This window comes from bacterium, from assembly GCA_029210965.1.
Lineage (GTDB): Bacteria > BMS3Abin14 > BMS3Abin14 > BMS3Abin14 > BMS3Abin14 > JALHUC01.
Window position 1 is genome coordinate 1 of record JARGFZ010000051.1, and the last position, 15644, is coordinate 15644.

Genomic DNA, 15644 nt, shown 5'->3' on the forward strand with positions numbered 1-15644 from the left:
CAGGGTGTAAGCAAGGGCTTCCGATGTCGGCAATAGACCAGTTTCCCGTTGACAGGACCGGCCTACTCATAGAAGAGTTACTGAGGACACTGAGAGAAACTTAAGTCTGGGGAAAGAGCGGTAGCTTCAAAAGCGTTTAAAACCTGTCTCTCACAGAGCCGTAGAGTTCGCAGGGAAGGGCAAAATACTTTATTTAGATAAAGCCAAAGATTTGATTTTACTTTCTCTGCGTTCCCTGTGCCTCTAGTGAGTCAAACCAACGACATGACGAACGAGCGTGATGGCTGCCTGTGTTCTAGGATCTTGGATCGCATTCACGGTTCACGGTTCACAGTTCACGGATGACGGATCACGGATCACGGATCACGGTTCATGGTTCATGGAGCACAAATGAACTTCCACGTTCTCACCATATTCCCTGGAATCATCACCAGTGCCGCCTCAGGCAGCATCCTGGGCAAAGCTCTGGAAAAAAGGGTCATCAGTCTAAACGCGATAGACATTCGGGATTACGCCACCAACAAGCACAATACGGTGGACGATTATCCCTACGGCGGCGGCCCGGGGATGGTCATGAAACTGGAACCCATCTACGGGGCAGTCCAGTCCCTCTCACTACCGGAAGGTTCGCCTCTGCTACTCCTTACCCCACAGGGTGAACGGTTCGATCACGCCATGGCCAGGGACCTGGCCTCTCACAGCGACCTGGCCCTTCTCTGCGGCCGGTATGAAGGTATCGATGACAGAGTCCGCGACCTGATCCCGGTCCGGGAAGTCAGCCTCGGCGACTTTATCCTTACGGGCGGGGAGTTCGCGGCCCTGGCCATCATCGACGCGGTGGCCCGGTTCATCCCAGGAGTGCTGGGGGACGGGGAGTCCGCAACAGACGAAAGCTTTGCTGACGGACTTCTTGAATATCCACAATACACCCGCCCCCCCGAGTTCATGGGCCAGCAAGTGCCTGACATCCTCCTTTCAGGAGATCACGGTCGCGTTGCCCGTTGGCGCCGGGAGCAGTCCCTCCTTCGCACCCTTCAGAAGCGACCCGACCTCCTGGAAACGGCCGACCTCACGGAGGAGGACCAGAAATTCCTGGAAAAAGCAAAATTCGGGCAAATTTCCGACGAAGAAGCATAAATACAGCCTCTTTTTTCCTTGCCAACAAAAATTTTTCATTTATAATTCTTTTTTCGGTGAAAAATTGGATGTAGAATGCAGGATGTAGAAAGTACAATTAACATCAAAAACTGTTAGCTTACTCTTTTGAATATTGATGGACTCGCAAAAAGTCCATCAATGCGCCCCGCGCGGGGCGCCCAAATCATTGACTCACTCCGTAAGTCATTGATTTGTAAGGAAAGGGAAAACGACGCTTTTCCCTTTCCGTGGAGCGAAAAGTCCCGGATTGGACTTTTTGCGACTTTATCAATATTGAATATTGAATTAACTGCAAAGGAGAGCCTCATGGGTATTAACATCGTAGAAATGTACGAAAAGGAACACATGAAGCGGGATGTCCCCGATACGCCTATCGGATCCACTGTGAAAGTCCATTACAGGATCATTGAGGGCGAGAAGGAGAGGATCCAGATCTTCGAGGGGGTCGTCATCGCACGCAATAGGGCGGGGCTCAGGTCCACCATTACAGTCCGGAAGGTCACAGCCGGTATGGGCGTGGAAAGGGTCTTCCCCATACACTCCCCCAAGATGGACAAGGTTGAGGTGACCCGACTCGGAAAGGTCCGCCGCAGCAAGCTGTATTACCTCAGGGCATTGAGAGGTAAGAAAGCCAGGATCAAAGAGAAGGATCAGTATTAGGGGAATAGGGAAGCCCTTCGACAAGCTCAGGGTCCCGAGCCTGGTCGAGGGAGATGGAGGAGGAATAACACCTTTTCCGCTATATAAATTCTTCCTTCCCACTTCCATATTCGCTAATCTGCACTCATGCTCTTCCAAGCTTCCACCATTGACGACCAACTCCGGAAGTCCGGTTACTCTCTCATCGCTGGAGTGGACGAAGCAGGACGCGGGCCCCTTGCGGGGCCCGTTTTCGCCGCTGCAGTCATCCTGCCATCGGAAAACAACCTTCCCGACACCATGGACAGCAAGAAGATCTCTCCCGCCCGCCGGGAGAAGCTTTTCGAGGAGATCCTGTCGGTGGCCTTGGCCTGGCACGTATCAAGCATCGAAAGCCAGGTCATAGACAGGATAAATATTCTCCAGGCCACATTCAAAGCGATGGTGGAGGCGGTCCGGAACCTTTCCAACACCCCGGAGATGATCCTTGTAGACGGCTCTCATACCCCTTTCGTTAACTCCCACTCCAGGGCTCTTACAAAAGGCGACGGCCTCTCCCAATCCATCGGCGCCGCCTCCATCCTCGCCAAGGTCCAGCGTGATCGGCTGATGATACGATACCACGAAGAGTACCCCCGGTACGGATTTGCCAGGCACAAGGGCTACGGTACCCGGGAACACATGGATGCCATCGCAAAGCACGGCCCGTGCCCGATCCATAGACGGTCTTTTGCGGGAGTGAAGGAGTACTGTAAGTGACGCTCGTGTGTGCGTGCATGCGTGCGTGAGTATGTGCGTTGAATCATCCCGATCTTACGCAATCACGCTCTACGGACACACGCTTTACGAGCTTATTGGTCTATTTTATGCATTTCCCCACCCATGTTCTGGAAACGAAAAGCTCCGCACCTCCGTACAGGCGCCCGGGGAGAGCGCGAGGCAACTCTATATCTCCTGCTCCGGGGCTACCGCATCCTTGAGCGGAACTACCTGTGCCGCCTGGGAGAGATCGACATCGTGGCCCTGAAAAAGGGAGTCACCGTCTTCGTGGAGGTGCGGACGCGGCAGGAGGGGGCCCTCGTGGATCCCATCGATTCTATCAACGACGTTAAACTGGCCCATATGATAGACGCGGCGCGCTATTTTCTGACGGTGCGAGGCAAGAGCAGGGCATGCAGCCGGTTCGATATCATCTCCGTGCGATCCGGTGGTCCCTTCAGAGGCCGAATCAGGCATTATATCGGCGCTTTTAGCACAACAGATGAACGCCCTGTGCGCGGCATGCGCCTGAAAGCATGGATACGCCGGCAACCCAGGCCCGGAGGCAAGACCAAAAAAAACCGTTTAACACGGTGACACGGGGACGGGGGACATAGCGAGGGAAAAAGGGGGGCGTGGTGTTAATCTCAGATCTCAGATCTCAAAGGTTTGCCTATCTTTGAGTCCTCCTCCGATTTGCTCCCTAGCTCAGTGGTGAAAAACATCGTTTCTATAGCAACTGGATTCCGGGTCTTCGCCCGGAATCCAGTGATTTTGGAGTTAACCTCGAAACTTCGACACTTGGCTACCTGGACACCTTCGGCGCTGCAGTGTCACATATTCCGGGATGCAGGTTTCAAGTTTCAGGTTTCCCCCGCGTCCCCGTTTCTCCGTGTCCCCGCGTCCGATGCTTTTCCCTGGCTCCTGCCCCAAACGCACCCCCCGCCAAGCACTTCGCACTGTTTTCCTCACCGCCTAATTAAATTATTTATACATTTTCCTTTTATTTTAACCCCACATCCGACCTATTTGTGCTAATATTTCACATAGAGAAGGCCACCATTTTATGAGGATCTGATTCGCAGGCTACCCTGACACTTTAAACCTTTTTCAACGAGCGGGGTCTGCCTGAGGATATCCAAAGGTACCGGTGGGCGCTTTTGAGGGAGGGGACGGATGACAGGGGCCAAAATTCTCATTGTCGATGATGAGAAAACCATCAGGGATGGTCTTCACAAGGTTCTCGTGGGAGAAGGGTACGAGACAGAATTAAGCCACAACGGCTATTCAGCCGTCGAAAAGCTGCAGGCCAGCGAATTTGAACTCGTCATAACGGACCTCAAAATGCCCGGAATGGACGGGATGGAGGTCTTGAAGGCCATCTCCATCCTTCAACCCAACGTCCCGGTGATCTTCATCACCGGTTACTCTACGGTGGAAAACGCCGTAGATGTGATGAAGATAGGCGCCTTCGATTATCTTCCCAAACCGTTCACACCAAAGCAACTCCTTGCAAAGGTGGATAAAGCGCTTGAGTACAGGGCCTTCCTCCTTGAAGAACAATCCCCTGCGAGGCACCTGAGTGAGGAGATCGAAGGTGCCAACATCATCGGCAATAGCCCGGCCATGAAAAAGGTCTTCATGCGGATAGACCAGGTGGCGCCCACTGACAGCACCGTCCTCATCACGGGGGATAGCGGAACCGGAAAGGAACTGGTAGCAAAGGCGATCCACCATTTGAGTCCGCGCCGCAGTAAACCGTTCATCGCAATCGACTGTACCACCCTGGTGGAGACCCTTCTTGAAAGCGAGCTGTTCGGCCACGTGAAAGGCTCCTTCACAGGAGCTGTGCAGACTAAAACGGGGCTGTTTAAAGTGGCTGACGGTGGAACCCTTTTCCTGGATGAAGTATCCAACATCACTCCGGCCATCCAGGCGAAACTGCTGCGGGTCCTGCAGGAGAGAACCATCACTCCCATCGGAGGCACTACTTCAATACCCATCGACATCCGCCTGATAGCGGCAACGAACAGGGATCTCAGGGAAATGGTGGCCGAAGGATCGTTCAGAGAAGACCTCGTCTACCGTCTCAACATCGTTCCCATCGAACTGCCCCCTCTTTGCGAACGAGAGGACGACCTGTCCCTGCTGATCAGCCACTTCCTGAAAAAATACGCCAAAGAGATCGGCAAGGATATTCAGGGACTGGCTCCCGGGGCCATATCCCTCCTCAGGAGCTACTCTTTCCCAGGAAACGTCAGGGAACTTGAAAACCTCATCGAAAGAGCCGTGGTCCTCACCAAGGACCGGCTCATCCAGGCGGAAGATCTGGAAGTCAATACATGCACCGACACGGAATCGGACTACATCAACATCCGTGTTCCCGAGAGCGCGGAAGAGTTGAAGTGGATGAAGAAGAAACTGCGGGAGGATGCGGTCAAACCCCTGGAGCAGGCCTTTCTCCTGGCAGCTCTGGAACGCAATAACTGGAACGTCACCAGGGCTGCGGATGAGGTGGGCATGCTCCGTCCCAATTTCCAGTCACTACTGAAAAAACAGGGGATTTCACTGAAGTATCGAGGCGTAGTGCCGTGATTGGTGATCAGTAATCCGTGATCGGTGATCGGTAAATTCCAGAGCCCGAGTCCGAACCCGAGTCCGAGTCCGAGTCCATATTATAGTTGTTAGAAATTTCTGATATTTCTCAAAATCCTGTTGATCCTGTCAAAAAAGATTTTGCTCTTCTCCTGCGTGCTGCGTGCTGCGTTCTACGATCACAATCCCGCAGCTTCCTAAACCGGGATTGTGATCGTAAACACCGTCCCCTTCCCCAGCTCGCTGTGGACCGCAATGGTACCACCGTGCCCCTCGATGATCCCGTAGGACACTGAAAGTCCCAGACCAGTTCCCTTGGCCCCTTTGGTACTGAAAAAGGGATCAAAGATACGACCGAGATCCTCCTCACGGATGCCCTGCCCCGTGTCCTCCACCCGGATATGCATTTCCTCGCCTCCAGCGCTCATCCCCGTCCAGAGGATCAGCCGGTCCCCGTTCTCCATGGCCTGGCTGGCGTTGACGAACATATTGACAAAGACCTGCTCCATTTGTCCGGGATCAATGAGCAGGTCCGGGAGGTTTTCCGAGTATTCCTTGATTATCTGAATGTTCTGGAAGGTGGCCAGGTTTTCCACGAGGCCCAGGGCCCGGTCAAGGGTATTATTAATGTTGTTCATGGCTTTCATGGGCTCAGTCTTGCGCGAAAAATCGAGAAGGTTCTTGACGATCCTGGCGCAGCGGTCCGCTTCCCAGGTGATCGTGTGAAGATCCTCCTTCAGCCCGGGCGGCAGTTCAGGACTGTCCTCGATGATAGAAGCGTGCAGAACAATTCCTGTAAGGGGGTTGTTCAATTCATGAGCAATGCCCGCAGCAAGTTCTCCCAGGGAGGCCAACTTCTCTGAACGGATGATCACCGACTGCATCTCCCGTATCTGCTGGGTCCGTTCTTCAACCCTGCTCTCGAGGGTGGCAGCCCATTTTTCCCGATCTTCCTTCGCCTTTTTGAGGTTGCTGGTCATCTCGTTGAAGGAGTCGGCCAACTCCCCGAATTCGTCATTTGTCGTATTTTCTATAAATCGCCACTCCCCACGTGACAGCGCCCTGGTGTGATCCAGCAGGGTGTTGACCGGTTGTGTAATGAGTTTTTGTGTTAGCAGATTGAGACAAAGCAACAGCGCGATCAGGAGGAAGACCAGCTCCACGAGAACATTGTTGCGGTACCTGGTGATCTGGGCCATGACATTCTCTGTGGTTACGACTATATCAAGGACCCCGAGCAGGTTTACATCGGCCGGATGATAATGGCATGACGGCTGAGAGCATGAAGGATCGTTGTAGATCCCCCTGGTGACCCCCAGGACCTCCGCCCCTTTTTCATCAGGGAAAACCCGCCTTCTGTCCATGGTGGAAGCCTGGACCCTGGGCTTGCCCTCGAAGTGGCACATGTCGCAGCTTGTATCCTTGCTGAAATCCACAAAGGTTTCGATCTCGTCTTTGTGCAGGGAGAACCGGATGACACCCTGCTTGTCAATAAGGCGAATATTCCTGATGTTCTCCTGCATGCCTGCCCTCTCCATGAGCTGGTAGGCTTCGTCAACATCTCCTGCCAGCATGGCATGATTGGTGGTGGCGATGATCGTTTCGCTCAGGTTGTCCACATCGGTGGTGTAAACATCCATGAACGCCGTTTTTAAGGCGGCGATATTAAACAGGATGAAGACACTCATGGTGAACAGGAGAACCATTGCGCTGATGATGGAGAATTTGATCATCAGGCCAAGACGCATTCGTAATCCCCTTTTTTGCCGCTTTGGGTGTCAGAGATCCCTGCAGCCAGGTACTGCTCGGGAGTGGATCAATTCTACGGTTTTTGGTGTAAGTATACACTAAGTATAAGAATGCAGAACACAGAACGTAGAACGCAGAATAAGATCAAAAGCTAACTAACCGCAGGGTACGCAGCGCAGCCATTCCCAGACTGCACCGTCCCTCGACAAGCTCTGGACAGGCAGGGCAAGGCCAAAGTTCAGGGGAATCCTTTGAGTTTTAATGCAAATGCTCTTTCCCCGGATTTAAGTTTTAAACTTCGCGAAACTTTGCGTCCTTTGCGGTAACCAGCTCTTGCCGTATTTAAAGGAGTCGCCTTTTCCTCTCCTGCGTTCTGTGTTCTGTGTCCTGAGCCCGGTGGGGGGGCGTACTGCATTCCCACACCAGGTTCTAGGCTAGACCCTGCCTCTTAATTTGTCTTTCTCCAAATTCCTTTCTTCTTTCTTTACTTCCTCCGAAATGAAGGTCCTCACAAGGTAGTTCTCCAGCCCCATGATGAGAAGCCCTGACAGGAAGACAGCCCAGTAGGTATCCCTCAGGGTCCCGGCAAAACCAAAGAAGATGTAAAAGGCACTGATGTAGAACAGGTGGGACCACCCTTTATAGGTGCCTGAACCCTGGGCGATCCGGGCAAGGATGAGGGTCAGAGCTGAAAAGGCGTATACAGCAAGTGCAACACTGATGAGATTCGAAGGTGGGGGGGAGCCGAGAAAGCGGCGGATTGACTCTGACAGGGCCGGCAGAAGGTAGCTGTCGGGGATGGAGAGGACGCTGACGATCACAAAGGCGGCCAGCCCCCATGCCCCCATCCTGGCCCGGGCTCTCAGGTTGCGAATTCTCTCCTGAGCCTCCGAAGAGGTGGTGTCTGCATTTTTACTTTTATCGTTAGATGCCCGGGGGGCATCGACTCGATCGTCACTCATGGCCAGTTGTCTCACTTCTGATCAAACCGCCCACATGGTTTGAATCTGCCCCCCGGATTATATCTCTACACAGCTTTAACCTGCTATCCTCCCTGGTCACCCTCAGCCGGATCGTCCTCCTTTTTGGCTTTGGCCGATAAAATCGACTTGTCCACTGCGAGTTTTTGCAGTATCTCGCCAATATGGCTGATCTCACTGCTCCCGATAGGAGGATCATCCTCATGTTTCCCCTCATAACATTGGCTGGCAAAGTCCACAAGTTCACCCAGGGGCTGCATCACTCCCCGCCACAGTAGAGCGGTCACCCCCGCGACGGTCAATATGAGAATCATGACGCAAAATATGATCATACGCAACCGTAGCCTTGACAGTGAATGCTCCAACTGCTCCTGGGAAAGCCCGAAATCCATCCCCCCCAGCATTAATTTATCAGGGGGGTGGTAGTGGCACTCCGCGGTGGAACAGGCAGCCTCGTTGTAAATGGGAGTCATCAGGGACATGATCCTTTCGCCACTCTCGCTGACGTGGACACTGGCGCGCTCCATGGGATCGAGGCTGCTAACCGGTTTTGATCCACGGTGGCACTTTTTGCAGGCTTCCGATTGCCGGTCGACTTTTCTTCCAGTTTCCTCCTTGTCGCTGGAAAAACTGATCACGCCGCTGCAGTTGAAGATACGGGCGTACCTGACCCTTTCCTGCTTGCTTATGTCGCTGATGATCTGCTGGAGAGCGCCTCGGTCAGAAACGATCATCTCGTACTTCATGGATCTCAGGATCGTATCCGCCAGGGCAACTTCATAACGAATGGAATCCTCCTTCATATCAGCCTTGACGAAAGTATAAAGGAGGATGCAGCAGACGATGGTAAAACCGGTCACCACCCCAGCCACATTTACGATCTCCCTGGTGGCAAACTTTCTGAACATCGCTTTTTCCTTTCGTCGAAGGCCCCGGCGATTCCAGAAACATCCAGAAACGTCCGGCTGCCGGGGCCTTCACACCCTCTCTTAATCGAGCAGGCTCACATCTGAGAACGCGGCTGAATGCTGACCAAGAGTCCCGGGAACCGCAGCTGTTTCCGTCGCTTTCTCCCGCACCTCAAGCGGCAGCGGGTTCCACGCATAGACGATGGGCAGCCGGTACAGAATGAATCGATAGGTAGCAATATATAGCCCAAAAACGGTGACTGCAATGATCGTCTCGAGCAGGTGGGGGATCTCCGGGTAAAGGTTCCAGTTAAAGGTGACAAGTGCGGTGTTGAGACGGTTCAAAACGATACCTGCAACGGCAATAAAAGCCCCGAGGCGAACGATCCCGACTCGCTCTGACCTTATGCCATAACCAAGAACCACCAGTGGCAAAATCACGCCCACTGCCAGCTCCAGGATGTACCACTGTCCCCACCCGGTGGCCAGATAAGCCCACTCGTTGTCATGGGCTATTCCTACCACCTTGATCACGAAATAGGTTATGAGGGCCATACTGGCGCCCCTGGCAAGCCCGATTGTCTGGCTATCGAGTTTTTTCAACCACTCATCGCTGCACCTCCAGGCCATGGTTTTCTTGACCACGGTGCTCACCGCGATGAGCATGCACAGTCCAGCGTAGATACTGGATGTGAAAAAGAATATCCACAGGAACTCCTGAGAGTACCAGAGAGGGTGAACCTTGCTGGGAGCATAGGTGAAGAGGGCTCCCAGCGCACCCTGGTGCAGTGTGGACAGGATGATCCCTGCGATTGTCAGGCCGATGGTAATGCGCTTGATGAATATTTTGGCCATGGGCCAGTGGACCCACTCGAAGAAAGCTTCAGATACCTCCACTATCTGAACCGTGAGATACACCGCTACATGCCATCCAACCAGGAAAAGAACGGCGGCTGTACCCCACGCGACCACCATGGGATAGGGCAGGCGCCAAGGCTGCCCCAGGTCCATGAGCAGATAGATGACAGCGAAAAAGTAACCCAGGAGCCCGTTGAGCAGACCGAGGCGTTCGATGGGTTTGAAATCCTTACGCCCGAACAGCTCAACGGTGGTCCCGAGAAGGAAGCCGGAAGCGGAAAGGGGGACCATCACAAAGAGGCCGAAACCGAGGAACAACCCCCAGGGATAATCGTTCGAGGAGTGAGTTACAGCCCCTAGTCCGAAGACAAATCGGTAGATAATGACAGGAAAACCCACGGCGAAGAGCACTCCGAGAACCCAGTTTAAGGGGTTTTTCATCGCCTGACTCAGGTACTCCCGGGGTGTCAGGCCCAGGAGGAGTTTTTCCACAAAGCCCCAGTGTCTTTTGGTGCCTTCGTCAACCGGGGAATCTACAGGCTGATAACCGTTATTGACCAGGGACCTCATGACTGCGACTCCTCTCTGTTGGAAAGGTTACTGTTTTCATCCCCGTCCTCCTCACCTCTTGTGGACAGGCGATGAAAACCCAGGAACAGGGCCGGCCAGATGGCAAGCACCATGGGGACCTGGGAAAGAAAGTCCTGGGCGTTGTTCAAAATGGGCTTCTTCTGCATGGTTACATCGAAGTCCACTTCTTCAAAGGGTACACCCGAAAGGTACATCCAGGCCGTCCCGCCCACTTCATCCTCACCATAGACATAATCAACATAGAGGTCGGAGTTTGCTCTTATCCGTTCATGAGCGATCTTAACCAGGTTCTTCCTGTGCCCGAAGGTCAAGACCCCCTGGGGACAGGCATCGATGCAGGCTGGCGGCTTTCCGTACTTGAGACGGGTGTCGTAGCAGAAGATACACTTGCGGATCACCGGGTTGGTGGCACTCGAATAGGCATAGGCAGGGATACGGAAGGGGCATGCAGTCATACACATCCTGCATCCCACGCAAACCTTCGAGTTGTAGATCACAGCCCCCTCTTTCGTCTTGGTGTATGCGTTGACAAAGCAAGAGGTTAGGCATGCGGGCTCGTTGCAATGGTTACACTGGATCTTCCTGTAAACAGGTCCTCCCTCTGCCTGGTCATACCTGTTGACCACCGTAAAGGCGTTCTCGTCAGTCCTGCGCTTCTGTCCCCCGTGAAACTCCTGGTCAAAAACAGAAGTGTCGTCAAAGGGCAGCGCTGGCTCCGGCAGACCCTGCTCTCTGTTGCAGGCGGCCTCACACGTTCTGCAGCCGATGCAGCGGGTCAGGTCCACGAGAACCCCCATGCCTTCCGGATACCCTGTAAAGTTACCTGCACCCTGGGCCTTGCCCGATAAAACGAAGGCTCCAGCCGCAGCCCCTCCCAGGCTCACCGAAATAAACTTTCTTCGGGTTATCTTTTCCATCGGCGACCTCCAGATCTAAAATGTGTCATTTCTTCGTTTGTTAGGGTCGCAAAAAGTCCATACGCGGCTTTTTGCTCCACGGAAAGCGAAAAATGTCATTTCCGCTTTCCTCACAAATCAATGACTTACATCGCCAGTCATTGATTTGGGCTCCCCACACAGGGCGCGTAGGTGGCTTTTTGCGAAGTCGTCGCATTTGAACGCCATTCCCTGAGCTCAGTGAGCTGACCCCGGTTTGTCGCCCTTCGGCGCATAGCTGCCTGAGCGGTAGAAGGCGTTCCCGAGTTCGGTTCGCTCATGGCAATCCTCACATCCCTCAGGGCCCCCAGCCTCTATATGACAGTTTAAACAGTTGAGGTGATAGGCGGCCTTCAGGCCAGGTATGTCCTGGTGATAGGCGTCCTTGTCGGCCTCCTTCTTACTCAGGTAATCGGCCGAGAAAGGTTCTACTGCATGACAATCCACGCAAGCCACGTTATCGAGCACATCTTCTGAACTATGGCACTTTGCGCACTTCCCATTGGTAGTGGGGATGCCCACTGAGTGATGATGGCACCCGGTGCAGTCATCCACGATCTCCGTGTGGTACTCATGGTCAAACTCAGCCCCCTCGTACAGATGGACTAACTGGTCCAGCATTACAGTATCCGGAAGTTCCAGGTTCCTCGCCTGACCGGATAGGGGGAGACTGGCCGCCAGCACCAATACGATGAAGGCTAAAATTTTGAACGGTTTCATGGTCTTCCTCCTGTTCGATAGGCCATTCCGGTGCACCGCTTAGAACCGTTTATTAACCGGTGTGACCATACTGTGTCGGTTGTTCTCATCCGTTCACTCCCCCGACCTTCTCAGCGCGTCCTTTTCCCGTTCGGAGGGCGTTTTTATAATGTGCTTGTAAAACAGAGGGAAGGTGGCAAAGAAGGCCACACAGATCAGGTACTCAACAGCCTTGATGTAGTTATAGAAATCAACCAGGGTGTAGACCTTAACCACATCGCCCGTAGAGCTGAAAAACTGTCTTACCAGGTCCAGCATCGGTGTTTCTCCTTTCCGGCGCCCGGAGCACCATTAAAATATTTCTCAGGTAAACAAAGCAGGGTGCGCCTTAAACAGAGCAATTTTCATTCATTGTCTGTGGCTGTCAGTCGCCGATCTCCTGTCCCGTGTTCGTCACCGCGACCCTCCTTTTACCCCTTATTTTTTTCGCGAAGGCAGAAACGGTGCCCAGCATCAGGAGGAGCGCCGGAACCATCTGGGCAACGATAATGAGGGCACAGACCCCCAGGAACAAGAGGACCATTATCCCGCTCTGGTAGGTCTGTGTCGTATCCACCGCCCATGCCTGGTGGACCGTAAGCAGGATGATCCCTGCCGTTGCCGCTAACGTTCTTATTGATTTCATGACAATCTCCTTTAATTCCCCCACTATCGGGGCAAAGGCCTACTTGGCGGTACCGGATGCTTTCGATTGCCCGGTAACGTTCTCGAAGGCACACTTTACAGCCTGGAGCAGCTCTTCCCTGTCCTCCCCGGCAGCCGGTTTGAGGGCATGGTAGAAAACACCCTCGCCCCTGAGCTTTATCAGAAGAGGAAGTGACTCCTCATTGGAAACAAAAATAATGGTGAGTTTCTGATTGCACTTCTTGAGGAGCGGGATAAGTTCTCCCGCCGGTATATTATCGAAGGCGTTGCCAAGCAGGACGACCTGGGCCTCCTTTTTGATGACATCCCTCATGACAACGTCCACAGAATTGGCTGCCACAACCTGGTAGTCCGTCTCCCCGAACAGCTGGATCATATTGTCACGGGCCTGAACATCCTCGTCAGCAATGAGAAGCAATGGCATGGCTTCAACCCTCCCCTTCAACCTTCAGCTTCCGCCTGAGGTCGTAAGCCTCCTTTGAGGTTCACGACCCTTTAAGGCCTATTCGCTGCTTACAGCCTCAGCCTTTTTGCCGGAGCGCTTGAACACCGCAACAACCATCGAACTGAACAGGATCAACGCCGGAATCAACTGGAGCAGAATTATCGCGGCCAGCAGCCCGAGAAAGATCATGGTTAGCGGGCTAAGTCCGCCAGCACCATTTGCGCCAGTTGTGTCCGCCGATGCCAGGGTCGCGGTGAACAGAAGAGGGATAAGCGCAGAAGTTACCCTCCTCTTCAGGATCATCAGCCTGCCTGTATATGCTTTCATGACAGTAACCTCCTCTTACCCTGTTTCCTCTATTCCCCTCATGGGAACGCTTCGCTTTACACCCCTCATAAAGCATCAGACGTGCCAAAAGACGGATATGGATGAATAAACATTAAGCATTTGATATTAAACAGTTTTTATGTGTGGCGAAATGCCATTGCCTATCAATTTACTTGTAGAATGGTATGGGTAAAATATGCGATACATACCCAAAAAATAGCGGAAGCATTAGCTTAAACAAGGTAAGTCACTGTAAAATAAGGGTTTTTATTGAAAGGTGAGGGGTGCTCTTAATTAATATACAGTTGGAAGAACAAGGGGGAAACCAGGATTCAAGATTCAAGATTCAAGATTCAAGATAGTGAAAACCATTTAGAAAGGATTATTTAGTCTGCAAATTCAGTATGTTACAAAATACATATTCATGGCCTATAAAACAGATACTTTGGTAAAACCTCCTCACCAATTGAATAAAAAATAAGTACAGCGACTAATCTCTGGACCAAGTCCTGGACCTGGTTGCAGTTTTGGTCTTAGTCCTGGAAAGAATTTTTCCAGGCACCAGGTCCAGGTCCAAGACCTTTCCAGGAACCAGGACCAGGTACCAGGTACTTGAAATCCTCCTTTGGCCTTTTGATTGCAATGTTCTCCTTGTAAATCAAATCTTCAGGGGCCGGGTTAAAAAGGAGGATTTCATCATGGTTTCCACAGTTCTTTCGTGCACCATCAAGGGGCTGGAGGCTATCCCCGTCCATGTTGAGCTGGACTTAGCGGGAGGATTACCGGGCCTGACCATCGTCGGGATGGGGGACACAGCCATCAGAGAAAGCCGTGAACGGGTCCTGGCCGCATTGAGGAACTCCGGATACGAACTTCCTCCTTCGAGGGTCACGGTGAACCTGGCCCCTGCCGACCTGAAGAAGGAAGGAAGCCGGTTCGACCTGCCAATCGCACTGGGGATCCTGGCGGCCCTCAGGGCCTTCCCCTCTAACGCCCTCGACGGTTACATGGTCATGGGGGAGCTGTCTCTCACCGGTGATATTGTGGGGAGAGAAGCCGCTTTCCCGGCGGCTCTGCTGGCAAGAAAAACCGGGATCACCGGTATGATCCTGCCCAGGGAGATGGCCTCTGAAGCTTCCCTTGTAACAGGCTGCACTCCGCTGCCAGCCACTCATCTGTCCGAGATAACCGAATACCTCAGAGGCCGACGGGAACTGGAAGCTGTGATCCCTCCCTTTGTCCGGAATCCGGACACAGTCCTGGATCTCAGCGAAATTGCGGGCCAGGAGATGGCCAAAAGGGCTCTTACCATCGCTGCGACGGGCGGGCACAACCTTCTGCTGTCCGGGCCCCCCGGCTCAGGAAAGACCATGCTGGCAAAGAGAATGCCAGGCCTGCTCCCGGAATTGACCCCTGAAGAATCCATTGAGGTGACAGCTATTCACAGTATCGCCGGACACCTATCGACGGGGGACGGGGTAATAACCACGCCCTCCTTCCGCGCTCCCCACCACACGATTTCCAACGTTGGGCTGGCAGGAGGGGGCACCAACCCGAGACCCGGGGAGGTGACCCTTGCACATCGGGGTATTCTCTTCCTGGATGAAATGTCGGAGTTCAAACGTTCCACCCTGGAAACTCTGCGCCAGCCCCTGGAGGACGGGAAGATCGTCGTGGCCAGGGCGGCCCGATCCGTGACCTTCCCCGCCCGGTTTCTGCTGATAGGAACTACCAATCCATGCCCATGCGGATATCTTGGACACGAAACGAGACCCTGCTCCTGCCCCCCATCGGCCGTGTCCCGCTATCGCCGGCGCATATCGGGCCCCCTCATGGACAGGATCGATCTCGTGGTCCAGGTGAGGGCCCTCGGACTGGAGATGATAACCGGTACCGGCTCAGGAGAAACAACAGATAAAGTACGGAAAAGGGTCCTGGCTGGGAGGGGGATACAGGCGGCACGGTCCAGAACCGGAACTGTGCTCCTGAACACAAACCTGGGCCCGGATCACCTGAGGGAAGTGTGTCCCATCGGCGAGGACCACAGGGCCATCATGGAAAGAGCGGTGAAAAATCTGGGTCTTACAGCCCGCGGCTACCACAGGGTCCTGCGTGTGGCGCGGACAATTGCGGACCTTTCCGGGGAGGAGTTTCCAACCCCGGAACATCTGGCAGAGGCTCTACAATATCGTCCCGTCCTCGACGGTCCGATATTGAATGTCTAGCAGCGTGTCGGGAAACCTGCGCACGCTGCTAGCTGGTTTGTCGGAAGACGCGCTTTTCCTGTTTCGTAATT

At 53.5% G+C, this 15644-nt stretch carries 16 protein-coding genes; 6 read left to right on the forward strand and 10 right to left on the reverse strand.

Going from position 1 to position 15644, the window contains the following annotated elements:
- Window positions 1-390: 390 nt before the first annotated feature.
- The 5 genes from trmD (at window position 391) to P1S59_13070 (ending at window position 5151) form a co-directional block, all read left to right on the forward strand.
- Window positions 391-1137, forward strand: a complete 747-nt coding sequence (gene trmD / locus P1S59_13050) for a tRNA (guanosine(37)-N1)-methyltransferase TrmD (GenBank protein MDF1527169.1) — start codon at window positions 391-393, stop codon at window positions 1135-1137.
- Window positions 1138-1464: 327 nt separating this feature from the next.
- Complete coding sequence (rplS, locus tag P1S59_13055; protein ID MDF1527170.1) at window positions 1465-1818, forward strand: 50S ribosomal protein L19; 354 nt, start codon at window positions 1465-1467, stop codon at window positions 1816-1818.
- Window positions 1819-1944: 126 nt separating this feature from the next.
- On the forward strand, window positions 1945-2556 hold the full coding sequence (locus tag P1S59_13060; protein MDF1527171.1) for a ribonuclease HII: 612 nt from the start codon (window positions 1945-1947) through the stop codon (window positions 2554-2556).
- 123 nt (window positions 2557-2679) lie between these two features.
- A complete protein-coding gene (locus P1S59_13065; GenBank protein MDF1527172.1) occupies window positions 2680-3153 on the forward strand; it encodes a YraN family protein in 474 nt (157 codons plus the stop codon).
- Window positions 3154-3732: 579 nt separating this feature from the next.
- The gene (locus tag P1S59_13070; GenBank protein MDF1527173.1) at window positions 3733-5151 is read left to right on the forward strand and encodes a sigma-54 dependent transcriptional regulator; all 1419 of its coding nucleotides are present in this window, start codon (window positions 3733-3735) and stop codon (window positions 5149-5151) included.
- A 197-nt stretch (window positions 5152-5348) separates the two neighbouring features.
- Here P1S59_13070 and P1S59_13075 read toward each other — a convergent pair whose 3' ends face one another.
- From P1S59_13075 to P1S59_13120, 10 genes are all read right to left on the reverse strand, one after another.
- Complete coding sequence (locus P1S59_13075; GenBank protein MDF1527174.1) at window positions 5349-6899, reverse strand: histidine kinase dimerization/phospho-acceptor domain-containing protein; 1551 nt, start codon at window positions 6897-6899, stop codon at window positions 5349-5351.
- Window positions 6900-7334: 435 nt separating this feature from the next.
- Complete coding sequence (locus P1S59_13080) at window positions 7335-7862, reverse strand: menaquinol oxidoreductase (protein MDF1527175.1); 528 nt, start codon at window positions 7860-7862, stop codon at window positions 7335-7337.
- 83 nt (window positions 7863-7945) lie between these two features.
- A complete protein-coding gene (locus P1S59_13085; GenBank protein MDF1527176.1) occupies window positions 7946-8788 on the reverse strand; it encodes a HAMP domain-containing protein in 843 nt (280 codons plus the stop codon).
- An 81-nt stretch (window positions 8789-8869) separates the two neighbouring features.
- On the reverse strand, window positions 8870-10216 hold the full coding sequence (locus tag P1S59_13090) for a polysulfide reductase (protein ID MDF1527177.1): 1347 nt from the start codon (window positions 10214-10216) through the stop codon (window positions 8870-8872).
- Window positions 10213-11154 (reverse strand): 4Fe-4S dicluster domain-containing protein, encoded by a 942-nt coding sequence (locus P1S59_13095; GenBank protein MDF1527178.1) that lies wholly within the window; start codon window positions 11152-11154, stop codon window positions 10213-10215. The genes P1S59_13090 and P1S59_13095 overlap by 4 nt, the downstream gene beginning before the upstream one ends.
- Window positions 11155-11370: 216 nt before the next feature.
- A complete protein-coding gene (locus tag P1S59_13100) occupies window positions 11371-11892 on the reverse strand; it encodes a cytochrome c3 family protein (protein MDF1527179.1) in 522 nt (173 codons plus the stop codon).
- A 93-nt stretch (window positions 11893-11985) separates the two neighbouring features.
- Window positions 11986-12189: a hypothetical protein gene (locus P1S59_13105; protein ID MDF1527180.1), complete on the reverse strand. Its 204-nt coding sequence runs from the start codon at window positions 12187-12189 to the stop codon at window positions 11986-11988.
- Window positions 12190-12295: 106 nt separating this feature from the next.
- A complete protein-coding gene (locus P1S59_13110; protein ID MDF1527181.1) occupies window positions 12296-12556 on the reverse strand; it encodes a hypothetical protein in 261 nt (86 codons plus the stop codon).
- A gap of 39 nt (window positions 12557-12595) precedes the next feature.
- A complete protein-coding gene (locus P1S59_13115; protein MDF1527182.1) occupies window positions 12596-13000 on the reverse strand; it encodes a response regulator in 405 nt (134 codons plus the stop codon).
- 78 nt (window positions 13001-13078) lie between these two features.
- Window positions 13079-13348, reverse strand: coding sequence for a hypothetical protein (locus P1S59_13120; protein MDF1527183.1), 270 nt, complete (start codon window positions 13346-13348; stop codon window positions 13079-13081).
- Window positions 13349-14046: 698 nt separating this feature from the next.
- Between P1S59_13120 and P1S59_13125 the strand changes: the two genes are divergently transcribed.
- Window positions 14047-15573: a YifB family Mg chelatase-like AAA ATPase gene (locus P1S59_13125; GenBank protein ID MDF1527184.1), complete on the forward strand. Its 1527-nt coding sequence runs from the start codon at window positions 14047-14049 to the stop codon at window positions 15571-15573.
- Window positions 15574-15644: the final 71 nt, after the last annotated feature.

Excerpts from the sequence above, each read along its gene's own strand:
- trmD (MDF1527169.1), top strand. The coding sequence starts at position 391 with ATGAACTTCCACGTTCTCACCATATTCCCTGGAATCATCACCAGTGCC.
- rplS (MDF1527170.1), top strand. The coding sequence starts at position 1,465 with ATGGGTATTAACATCGTAGAAATGTACGAAAAGGAACACATGAAGCGG.
- P1S59_13060 (MDF1527171.1), top strand. The coding sequence starts at position 1,945 with ATGCTCTTCCAAGCTTCCACCATTGACGACCAACTCCGGAAGTCCGGT.
- P1S59_13065 (MDF1527172.1), top strand. The coding sequence starts at position 2,680 with ATGTTCTGGAAACGAAAAGCTCCGCACCTCCGTACAGGCGCCCGGGGA.
- P1S59_13070 (MDF1527173.1), top strand. The coding sequence starts at position 3,733 with ATGACAGGGGCCAAAATTCTCATTGTCGATGATGAGAAAACCATCAGG.
- P1S59_13075 (MDF1527174.1), bottom strand. The coding sequence starts at position 6,899 with ATGCGTCTTGGCCTGATGATCAAATTCTCCATCATCAGCGCAATGGTT.
- P1S59_13080 (MDF1527175.1), bottom strand. The coding sequence starts at position 7,862 with ATGAGTGACGATCGAGTCGATGCCCCCCGGGCATCTAACGATAAAAGT.
- P1S59_13085 (MDF1527176.1), bottom strand. The coding sequence starts at position 8,788 with ATGTTCAGAAAGTTTGCCACCAGGGAGATCGTAAATGTGGCTGGGGTG.
- P1S59_13090 (MDF1527177.1), bottom strand. The coding sequence starts at position 10,216 with ATGAGGTCCCTGGTCAATAACGGTTATCAGCCTGTAGATTCCCCGGTT.
- P1S59_13095 (MDF1527178.1), bottom strand. The coding sequence starts at position 11,154 with ATGGAAAAGATAACCCGAAGAAAGTTTATTTCGGTGAGCCTGGGAGGG.
- P1S59_13100 (MDF1527179.1), bottom strand. The coding sequence starts at position 11,892 with ATGAAACCGTTCAAAATTTTAGCCTTCATCGTATTGGTGCTGGCGGCC.
- P1S59_13105 (MDF1527180.1), bottom strand. The coding sequence starts at position 12,189 with ATGCTGGACCTGGTAAGACAGTTTTTCAGCTCTACGGGCGATGTGGTT.
- P1S59_13110 (MDF1527181.1), bottom strand. The coding sequence starts at position 12,556 with ATGAAATCAATAAGAACGTTAGCGGCAACGGCAGGGATCATCCTGCTT.
- P1S59_13115 (MDF1527182.1), bottom strand. The coding sequence starts at position 13,000 with ATGCCATTGCTTCTCATTGCTGACGAGGATGTTCAGGCCCGTGACAAT.
- P1S59_13120 (MDF1527183.1), bottom strand. The coding sequence starts at position 13,348 with ATGAAAGCATATACAGGCAGGCTGATGATCCTGAAGAGGAGGGTAACT.
- P1S59_13125 (MDF1527184.1), top strand. The coding sequence starts at position 14,047 with ATGGTTTCCACAGTTCTTTCGTGCACCATCAAGGGGCTGGAGGCTATC.